The sequence below is a fragment of the Amycolatopsis pittospori genome (assembly GCF_013870525.1).
Taxonomy (GTDB): domain Bacteria; phylum Actinomycetota; class Actinomycetes; order Mycobacteriales; family Pseudonocardiaceae; genus Amycolatopsis; species Amycolatopsis pittospori.
Genome location: NZ_JACBXD010000018.1, coordinates 110,626 through 120,458 on the forward strand (window position 1 = coordinate 110,626; position 9,833 = coordinate 120,458).

7 protein-coding genes are annotated in these 9,833 nt (G+C 70.1%); 2 read left to right on the forward strand and 5 right to left on the reverse strand.

Annotation, left to right across the window (positions count from 1 at the left end; all coding sequences use genetic code 11):
• Position 1 precedes the first annotated feature (1 nt).
• The 4 genes from H5J31_RS13295 to H5J31_RS13310 form a co-directional block, all read right to left on the reverse strand.
• Positions 2–664, reverse strand: coding sequence for an ABC transporter ATP-binding protein (locus H5J31_RS13295; RefSeq protein WP_181772837.1), 663 nt, complete (start codon positions 662–664; stop codon positions 2–4).
• Positions 664–1,356 carry an ABC transporter ATP-binding protein gene (locus H5J31_RS13300; RefSeq protein ID WP_181772838.1) on the reverse strand — a complete coding sequence of 231 codons (693 nt, stop codon included), beginning with the start codon at positions 1,354–1,356 and terminating at the stop codon, positions 664–666. The genes H5J31_RS13295 and H5J31_RS13300 overlap by 1 nt, the downstream gene beginning before the upstream one ends.
• Positions 1,349–3,922, reverse strand: coding sequence for an FtsX-like permease family protein (locus H5J31_RS13305; RefSeq protein ID WP_181772852.1), 2,574 nt, complete (start codon positions 3,920–3,922; stop codon positions 1,349–1,351). The genes H5J31_RS13300 and H5J31_RS13305 overlap by 8 nt, the downstream gene beginning before the upstream one ends.
• 147 nt (positions 3,923–4,069) lie before the next feature.
• Positions 4,070–7,252, reverse strand: coding sequence for a BTAD domain-containing putative transcriptional regulator (locus H5J31_RS13310; protein ID WP_181772839.1), 3,183 nt, complete (start codon positions 7,250–7,252; stop codon positions 4,070–4,072).
• 94 nt (positions 7,253–7,346) lie between these two features.
• Between H5J31_RS13310 and H5J31_RS13315 the strand changes: the two genes are divergently transcribed.
• Both H5J31_RS13315 and H5J31_RS13320 read left to right on the forward strand, forming a co-directional pair.
• Entirely contained in the window at positions 7,347–8,222 is an 876-nt protein-coding gene (locus tag H5J31_RS13315; RefSeq protein WP_181772840.1) for an NAD(P)-dependent oxidoreductase, read from the forward strand.
• 10 nt (positions 8,223–8,232) lie between these two features.
• Positions 8,233–9,087, forward strand: coding sequence for an NAD(P)-dependent oxidoreductase (locus H5J31_RS13320; RefSeq protein ID WP_181772841.1), 855 nt, complete (start codon positions 8,233–8,235; stop codon positions 9,085–9,087).
• 131 nt (positions 9,088–9,218) lie between these two features.
• On the opposite strand, the gene H5J31_RS13325 is transcribed toward H5J31_RS13320, so the two are convergent.
• A partial coding sequence (locus tag H5J31_RS13325) for a LysR substrate-binding domain-containing protein (protein ID WP_181772842.1) occupies positions 9,219–9,833 on the reverse strand: 615 nt, incomplete at its 5' end.

The following is a 9,833-nucleotide window of genomic DNA, read 5'->3' on the forward strand; positions in this document are numbered from 1 at the left end:
GCTACGAGAGGACGCCGTCCAGCAGTCGGACCCTGCGGTCCGCGATCCGGTGCACCTCGTCGTCGTGCGTCGCGACGATGACGGCGGCGCCCTCCTGCGCGCAACGCCGCAGCAACCGCAGGACCCTCGGCGTGCTCCCGGCGTCCAGGTGCGCGGTCGGCTCGTCGGTGAGCAGGACGCGTGGCCGTCCGCTGACGGCCCTGGCGAGCGCGACCCGCTGCTGCTGCCCGAAGGAGACCTCCAGCGGATAGCGGTCGCCGAGCTCGCCGATCCCGAGTTCCTCCAGCAGTTCCGAGACCCGCGCGTGGATGTCCTTCGCCCTCGGTTTGGGGATGTCGGACCGCAGCCGCAGCGGCAACGCCACGTTCTCCGCGATCGTCAGTTCGTTCGCCAGGCCGAGTGCCTGGGGCAGGACGGCGCAGGTGTGCCAGGGCGGCGCGCCCGCTATCGGGACGCCGTCGAGCAGGACGCTGCCGGAATCGGGCGAGTCGAAGCCGCACAGCAAGGCCAGCAGCGCACTCTTGCCGGACCCGGACCGGCCGGAGACGGTGACGAGTTCACCCGGCGCCACTTGCAGTTCGAGTCCACGCAGGACTTCGACGTCGCCACTGGGATGGGCGAACCGGCGGCGTAACCCGACGGCCTCGAGGGCGGGTTCCGCCATCACGGCACGATCTCCTGTTCTTCGACGTCTTCCAGTTTGCCCTTGTGCATCCGCGCGACCCGGCTGCCGAGTTCGATCAGGCGGTCGTCGTGCGAGGCGACGATGACCGCGAAGTCCTGATCCGCCAGGTATTTCAACGTGTCCAGGACCAGATCGGCCGAGCCTTCGTCCAGCTGGGACGTCGGTTCGTCGGCGAGTACGACGGTCGAGCGGCGCGCCAGGGTGCAGCCGAACGCCAGCCGCTGCTGCTGGCCGCCCGACAGTGCGGAGATCCGCCACCCGCCGGTGCCGCCCAGTCCCAGCTGATCGAGGATGTCGTCCGGCAGGCACTCGGTGCCCGCCGATTCGGCCGCGGCGCGCAGGTTGTCGGCGACGCTCAAGTACGCGAGCAGGTTGTCGGTCGGGTTCTGGAACACCAGGCCGAGGTGATCGCGTCGCAATGCCCGCCGGTCGCGGTGCCGCAGCTTGCCGGTGTCGGTCCCCTGGAAAGTGACCGTGCCCCGCGCGGGCTGCTCGAACAGGCCCAGCGTCCGCAGCAGCGTGGACTTTCCCGAACCGGACGGCCCCGCCAGCACGGTGATGCCGCGTGCGGGGATGTCGATGGAGACGTCGTCGACACCGGTGACGGTACCCGCCGGCGTCTGGTAGTCGACGCCGATGCCCTGCAGCCGGAAGATCGGTTTCTCAGGCACGGATCAGCTCCGCGGTCCGGGCGGTGCGCACCGAGCGCATCGCGATCCAGCCCGCCAGCGCCACGACGAGCACACCGACGGCCAGTACGGTCAGGGCGAACGGGGTCGGGTTGGGCAGCGCCGAACGCGGCGCCAGGAACGTCGCGGGATCGAAGCGCGGCACCGAGAGACCGGCGACCGAGACACCGCAGGCGACGCCGATGACCACGGCGAGCCCGCTGAGCGCGCCGAGTTCCATCAGATGACTCGCCAGCAGGGCACGCGGGCGCATTCCCATCCGCAGGACCAGGGCCCCGGCCAGCGCGTTCTGCCGTCGCCGGACCTCGACCGCGACCAGCAGCGACAGCACCGCCACCACACCGAGAACGGCGCCGAGCAGGGCCATGAACGAGAACGTCCAGGACACGACGTAGAACGGGAGCGCGTCGAGCGCCGACTCACGCGTGATCCGGTTGGGCTGCGTGATCCCCGCGGCGGTCAGCGCCTCGGTCAGCTCCGCGACCGGAGAGGCGGACAGCAGGCTCCACTTGGGAACGGTGGTCAGTTGCGCGGGAGTGAGTGATTCCCGCGAGATGACGTACCCGGCTTTGGTGCCGATGATCGGGAACATCGGCAGTTCGCCGACCGTGCGGGCGTCGCCGAGACCGGCGGGCAGCGCGGCTTTCTGGGCGCCGTCGTTACCGATCCGGATCGCCGGGACACCGGCGCCCGGGCCTGCCAAGCGCCCCAGCAGCTCGTCGACGTCGTCACCGGGGAGCGGGCCGAGCGCGGCGCCGCGCCGGAACGTCTGCGGATCGACGACCAGTACGACACTGCCGGTGCCGGTGAGCTCACCGACGACCGTGCTGCTGCCGCTGATCTGGGACGGCAGCGGGGTTTTGCCGGTGCCGATGACGCTTTCGGTGTCGACCCGGGTCTCGGCGCCGACGAAGATCGCCGACTTCGTGTGCAGCGCCTCTTCCTGTCCGCGCGCGATCCCGATCCCGGTCGCCAGCGTCCCGATGGCCAGGGTGCCGATCACGAGCACACCGGTGACCGGCGCGCGGGCACTGGCGAGCCGCCGGATCGCCAGTTGCAGCGCCGGCCGCGACCACAGCCGCGCGCGATGCGACGCGTGCAGGCCGAGCCAGGCCAGCCGCGCGGCGAGCAGGCCGACGGTGAGCACGACGAACACCGGGTAGGTGAGCGCGAGCGGATCGACCTGGGGGAGCGGATTGCCGACCCTGGATCCCTTGCCGTAGTCGACGAGCCGGTTCCAGCCGAGCAACGCCACCCCGGCGGTGATCAGTTCCCACGGGAAGATCGTCAGGAGCTTCAAACCCTTGCGTCGTCCGGAGCGGACCCGGCCCAGTTCGAACTCCCGGTGCGTGCGGACGGCGATCACCCCGGCCAGCAGCGCGAGCGAGGCGAGCAGGATCACGGCGGCGACAAGCGATCCCGTGAACTGCGCGCCGCCGTCCGGTTCACCCGGTGGCCCGTAGACACCGAGCAGGAGTCTCGCGAGCACCGCGCCCGCTACCCCGCCCAGCACGATCGGCAACCCGAGTTCGGCGACCGCGAGCAGGCCCAGCGCCACCGGTCCGCTTCCCCGTGCCGACAGCAACCGCAGCTGCGCGTGCCGTCGCTGGTTCCACTGCAGCGCGACGGTGCCGATCCCGGCGCAGCCGACCAGGACACTGATGGCCGCGAGCGGCAGGATCGAGACGAAGACGTTCGATTCGGCCTGGTTACTGATCGCGACCGAACGGTCGAACGGCAGTGACCCGACGATCGCGTCGCCGAGACCGCGGGCGCCCAGATCCGCCTGCACGTCGGCGATCAGCGCCTTCGATCGGTCCAGCAGGTCCTCGGCCTCGCTCACCGTCTTGGGTGGCTGCTCGTAGAAGGACAGGTACAGCGTCTTGATCACGGGCAGGCCCAGTGTCCGGACCGCGTCGTCGAAGGTCTTGCCGTCGGTGGCGAACATGACCGAGTCGAGCGGGTCGTTAGCGAGCCGGTCGACGACGGCGTTGCGTTGCTGCGAGCACCACCAGCGTGGCGCCGGGTCGGGCAGATCGCGGTAAAGGCCGGTCACCGGGGGCAGCGCGGCACCGTTGAACTTCGGAGTGGTGCCGACGCCGATGCCCTGTGCGCCGGCGACGACGGTGCCGAGCCAGAGGCCCGCGTCCCGTGAGCCGGCGGCCAGATCGAGGTTGGCCAGACCAGCCTGATCCCGATAACCGAGGGTGACCTTGTAGTTCGGGTCGCCATTGAATTCGGTGCCGCGGACGACATGGGTGTACCGCGATGTGACGGGCGGGGCGAATCCGTGCGCGGGCGCGTGACGCTGGACGGCGGAGATCACCTCGGGGGCGGCGCCGACGGGGACATTGCCCTTGCTGAACACCGGGCCGTAACTGTCCGGGCACGCGATCCCGGACTGGTACGTGACGGCCGCGCCGCCCGCGGCCGAAGCCTGCAGGACGGCGGCCGTGCCCAGGAAACAGGCCAGAAGCGCGGTCACCGCCGCGATGATCAAGGTCAACGGACTGCTCAGTGCCGCTCGTGGAGCCGCTCGCCACGGCATCATCACCTTGGGCCCGCCGGAAGCCCCCCACCTCACCCGCATGGACACGCACGCTACCGGTTGAGTGGCCTGGACGACAGAAAGTCTTCACCCTTTGTTGTCGACGTGAAGTAAATCCTTGGACCATTCTGATGAAGGCGTGCCCGACTATTTACCGTGCGTCACCAACTGATCGATCGGCGTGGTCGTTCCGGACGTGAGAGCTGCGGAGAATGCGTTTTCTCCGAGTGCGCTGATGAGGGCTTCGGTGATCCTGTCGACGTCGACGCGTTCGGCCTTCGGCAGGGGAGCACCCGCCGACTCCCGGGAGGCCGCCGCCGCGCCCAGCAACCGTGCGGCCAGGTGATACGAGCCCGATGCCGTCTCCGCTCCGGCCAGACCCTCCAGGCCGAGAGCGATGGCCCGCGGATCCCCGCCGTGCCGGGCGATCGCGAGACCGTCCAGCTGGAGCCGTCTCGCCTTGGCCGCGTCGCCCCGCTGCTCGGCGATGAACCCGAGCTCCGCCAGGATCAGCGTGCTGCCCGCTTCGGACGCCACCCGGCGATGCCAGTCCAAAATGGACAGCAGAAGCTCCTCGGCCTCGTCGAACAGGCCTTGGCGCCGGGCGCCGAGCGCGAGCCCGGTCTCCGCGTAGACCTCGCCGGGTTTGAAGCTGTGTTCCACGGCCAAGGCCCTGGCACGCTCATGAAAGTCCGTCGCACCAGCGAAATCGCCGGTGAGCAGGGCCGTCCGGCCGAGCCAGGACAGTTGGTAGGAAACCTCCGGCCACAACCCCAGTTCCTCCGCGCGCCGCAGACTCTCCCGGTGGACGCGGGCGGCGTGCTCGTAGTCCCCGGCGATCGCGGCGAGCATGCCGAGGACGAACGACGCCTGCAGCCAGCCCCAGCGTTCGCCGAGCCCGTCGAAGATCCTGGCGCTCTGGGCGGCGATCCGTCCGCCGCCGGTGAGGTCGCCCCCGGAGATCAGCTGGCTCGCCCGGTCGCTCAGCGCGGCCGCGGCACTCCAGTCGTCACCGGCGTCGCGAGCGGTGTCGAGGGCGCCGATGGTGAGTTTCTCCGCCCGGCACAGGTCGCCGACCGTGGACCACGCGTACCCGAGGAACCACAGTGTCCTGGCCCGCTTCACGGGATCGGCGATACCCCACACCGCTCCCTCCGCCGCGCCCTCGGTGCAGGTGCCGTCGAGGACGGCGATGCCGGTGCACCAGCCCAGTGCCTGCGCGCGCTCGTCACCGGTCTCCACTTCCGTGTCGAGTACCAGGCTCAGCGAGCGACGGGCCTCGGTGAGCCTTCCGCGCAGAAACCAGAACCAGGTCGTCGCGTTCACCAGCCGCAGGGCCAGCTGGTTCTCGCCTTGCCGCAGCAAGGTTTCCAGCGCGCGCCGGGTGTTGGCCCCTTCGACGTCGAGCCTGTCCAGCCAGCGTCGCTGCTCCCTGCCGCGCAAACCCGCGTCGCCGCGTTCAGCCAGTTCGACGTGGAAACGGGCGTGCCGCAGATGCAGGTCGTCGAGTTCGCCGGCCTGCTTCGCTTGCTCCAACGCATACGCCGAGACCGACTCCAGCAGCCGGAATCGCGGTTCGCCCGTCTTCCCCGGCCTGCTGACGACCAACGAGCGGTCGACGAGGCGCGAAAGCAGGTCCAGAACGTCGGCGGAAGCGATCCGGCCACCCGCGCAGACCGCTTCGGCGGCGTCGAGACCACAGCCTTCGGCGTGGATCGCGAGCCTGCGCAGGACGATCTGCTCAGGCTCGCTCAGCAGGCTCCAGCTCCAGTCGATCATCGCCCGGAGCGTCTGCTGCCGTCGCGGCCCGCCCCGCCTGCCCGCGGAAAGCAGGCCGAACCGATCGTCGAGGCGAGTGAGGAGTTCGTGCACCCCGAGCGTCCGGACCCGGGTGGCGGCGAGTTCGAGCGCGAGCGGGATCCCGTCCAGCGTGCGGCAGATCTTCGCGACCACGTCCGCGTTCCCCGCGTCGAGTACGAACCCCGGTGCGGCGGCCGCGGCGCGCGCGGCGAACAACCGGACCGCGCTCGCCTCCCGCACGGCGGCGAAATCGGCCTGCTCGGGCAGATCGAGCGGCGGGACCGCCCAGACATGCTCCCCGGGCAGCCCGAGCGGTTCCTGGCTGGTGGCGAGCACCCGCAGGCGCGGGGCCGCCGCCAGCAGCCGCTCCACCAGCGCGGCGACCGGCTCGACGACCTGCTCGCAGTTGTCCAGGACGAGCAGGATCTCTTTCCCGCGCAAGGCATCGGCGAGGGAATCGGTCAGCGACTTCGCCGACGTGGCCTCCTCGTGGAGGTCCAGCGCGGCGGTCAGCACCACGGCGACCAGGTCCTCCGGTGGGCAGGTCGGGCACGCGACGTTGTCCAGGCCCGCCAATTCGACCAGCCAGGTGCCGTCGGCCATCGCGAGCTTCGACGCGGCCTCGATGGCGAGACGGGTTTTGCCGACGCCACCGGGACCGGTGAGCGTGACCAGCCGCGCGTCGGTGACCAGCGCGCCGACCTCTTTGACCGCCGTGGTCCGGCCGACCAGTTCGGTCAGCGACTCCGGCAGATTCCCCCGCACCGGCTCGGCGGCGCGGCCGGGCTCGAGATCCGGGCTGCGGGTGAGGATCGCCTGGTGCAGGGCGGCGAGGTCGGTCCCGGGTTCCAGACCGGACTCGTCCCGCAGCCGGGCTCGTAGTTCGGCGTAGGACTCGAGTGCCTCACTGTGCCGCCCGGTGGCGTAGAGAGCGCGCATCAGAAGACCGCGAAGCCGCTCCCGGAGTGGATACCGCGAGACTAGACCGGCGAGTTCTCCGGTGAGGATGCCGTGTTCCCCGAGCGCCAGCCGTGCTTCGGCACGCTCCTCCTCGGCGAGCAGCCGTTCCTCTTCCAGCCGTTGTGCCGCGGCCACGGCGAAAGGTTCGTCCTCGAATCCGGCGTACGCGGGACCTCGCCACAACGCGAGCGCGTCCGCCAGCAGGGCGGTTCGGGCGCGTGGATCCATCGTGTCCCGTGCGCGTGCGGTGAGTTCGCGGAACCGGTGGACGTCCAGATCCTCGGCCTTGAGGACGTAGCCGGCGGGTTGGTGGGTCACGAGTTCGCGGGCGCCCGGCTCGGCGCGTTCAAGCGTGCGGCGCAGCTGGGAGACCTTGGTCTGAAGGGTGTTGGCCGGATTGCCCGGCGGAAGTTCGCCCCAGAGGTCGTCGGTCAGCGACGACACCGACGCCGCCCTGCCCTCCCTGCTCAGCAGCCCGGCGAGCAGCAGCCGGACCTTGGCCTCGGGCACCACGACGGGCTCGCCCGCGGTCGTCCACACGGCGAGTGGCCCCAGCACTCCGAAACGCACGAAACCGACGTTAGCGCGTACCACCGACAAGTTCGTGCGGGAGCCGTGCGTGAACCCGCAGCGATCCGTGCGCGGGCGGCGTCACGGTGGTCCCATGACCGAACACGGCAAGACCCCGGTGACGGTACTGGGGCTGGGCGCGATGGGAACCGCGCTCGTAGAAGCACTATTGGCGGCGGGGCATCCGGTCACCGCCTGGAACCGGACCGCGAGCCGCGCCGAGAAGGTGGCCGCGAAGGGGGCTTCGGTCGCTTCGACGGTGTCCGAGGCCCTGGCGGCGAACGAGATCGTGATCGCCTGCCTGCTCGACTACGACTCGGTGCACGAGGTCCTGGACCCGGTCGCGGCCGGGCTCGAGGGACGGCAGCTGATCAACCTGACCAACGGAACCCCCGGCCAGGCGCGCGAAATGGGCGCGTGGGCCGAGGAACTGGGCGCCGAGTACCTGGACGGCGGCATCATGGCCGTCCCGCCGATGATCGGCTCGCCCGCGGCGTTCATCTTCTACAGCGGCTCGGGCACCGTTTTCGGCCGGGCCCGCACCGCTCTGGACACCTTCGGCGGCACCAACTACCTCGGGGCCGACCCGGGACTGGCGCCGTTGCACGACATCGCGCTGCTCAGCGGTATGTACGGAAACTTCATCGGCGTCATCCAGGCCTTCGCCTTGGTCGGCTCCGCGGGGGTGAAGGCAAGAGAGTTCGCTCCGCTGCTTCGCGACTGGATGGACGCGATGAGCGGCTTCCTGGAGCGCGCGGCCGGAAAGATCGACGACGGCGACTACGTGACCGACGTCGTGTCGAACCTCGCGATGCAGGCCGCCGCCTACCCGAACCTGACGAAAGCCGCCGAAGAGCAGGGCATCAGCGCCGAACTGCTCACGCCGCTCCAGCCGCTGATGGACAAGCGGGTCGCGGCCGGGCACGGCCACGAGGACCTCGTCGGCCTCATCGAACTTCTCAAAAAGTAAGGAAGAACAAATGATCACACTGATCGGACTCGGCCCGATGGGCCAGGCCATGGTCCGCGTACTCCTGGAGAACGGCCACGGCGTGACCGTCTGGAACCGCACCGCCGCCCGCGCGGACGGCGTCGTCGCCGCGGGTGCCGTGCGCGCCGAAACGCCGGCGGACGCGGTGTCGGCGTCGGAACTGGTACTGCTGAGCCTCACCGACTACGCGGCGATGTACGACATCCTGGGCAAGGCCGAGGACGCGTTGGCGGGCAAGGTGATCGTCAACCTCAGCTCGGACACCCCGGAGAAGACCCGCGAAGCCGCCGACTGGGTCAAGGCCCGCGGCGGGCAGTTCATCGCGGGCGGTCTGATGGTGCCGGCGCCGTTCGTGGGTAAAGAAGAGGCGTACGTCTTCTACAGCGGTCCCGCGGACGTCTTCGAGAAGTACCGCGAGGTCCTGGCGCTGATCGGGCGGCCGGACTTCCTCGGCGAGGACGTCCGCCTGGCGCAGCTGTTCTACCAGGCACAGCTGGACATCTTCCTGAACTCGCTTTCGGTGTTCCTGCACGCGAGCGCGCTTGTCCGCGCGGCCGAGGTGCCTGTCGCGAAGTTCCTCCCGTACGCCAAGGACCTCTTCGCGACGATGGGCTTCTACCTCGACGCCGCCGCGGAGCAGGTCGAGAAGGGTGAACACCCGGGCGACGAGGCCGACGTGACGATGATGGGCGCCACCGCGGACCACATCGTGCAGGCCAGCCGGGACGCCGGAATCGACGTCGTCCTGCCGGAGGCGGTCAAGTCCCACTACGACCGGGCGATCGCGGCCGGACACGGGCGGAGCTCGTGGACCAGCCTGTACGAGGTCATCAAGGAAGGCTGAGCCGGGCCGATGACCCCCGGCTGGTGGGTCACAGGGCCTGCGAAGTCCGTGAAGGACTCCTTGAGGGACTCTGGGTCCCTCAAGGAGTCCTTCACGGACTTTCGAGACTGGGCGCTGGCGCCACCTTTGCCCTACCCGTCAAGAGACCCCGAATCGCCACTCGCGACTCCCAGCACCTCCAGGAACGCCTTCGCCGCGGGCGTCACGGTGAACCTGTTCCACACGAGGTGCTCGATCCGCGTGGGCGCGTCGGTCACCGGCACGCTCACGACTCCGCTCAGGTTCGGCACGTAATTCGACGGCAGCAGCGCGACCCCCAGTCCTTGGTGGATGAGCCGCGCCATGAAGTCGGCCGCGGTCACCTCGAACGCGACCTCCCGGGTCATTTTCGCGGCGGCGAACGCCTGATCCGTCTGGGCCCGCCCCGCCGTGCCCGCCGGGAAGTCCACGAACACCTCCGACGACAGCCTGCTCAAGTCCACTTCGGACTCGTCGGCGAGCGGATGTCCCGGCGCCACGACGGCGACCAGGTCGTCTCGTGCGAGTTCGCGGGTGCCGACGCCTTCCGGGCGGTCCGACACCGGGAGGCCGAGGATCGCGACCTCGATCGCGCTGTCCCTGACCTGCTCCACCAAGTCACCGCTGCCGCCGACCCGCAGTCCGATCCGGACATGCGGATATCGCCGGTGGAACGTCTGCAGCGCGGCCGGGACGTCGACCGCCGCGACGGTCGGGATCACGCCGAC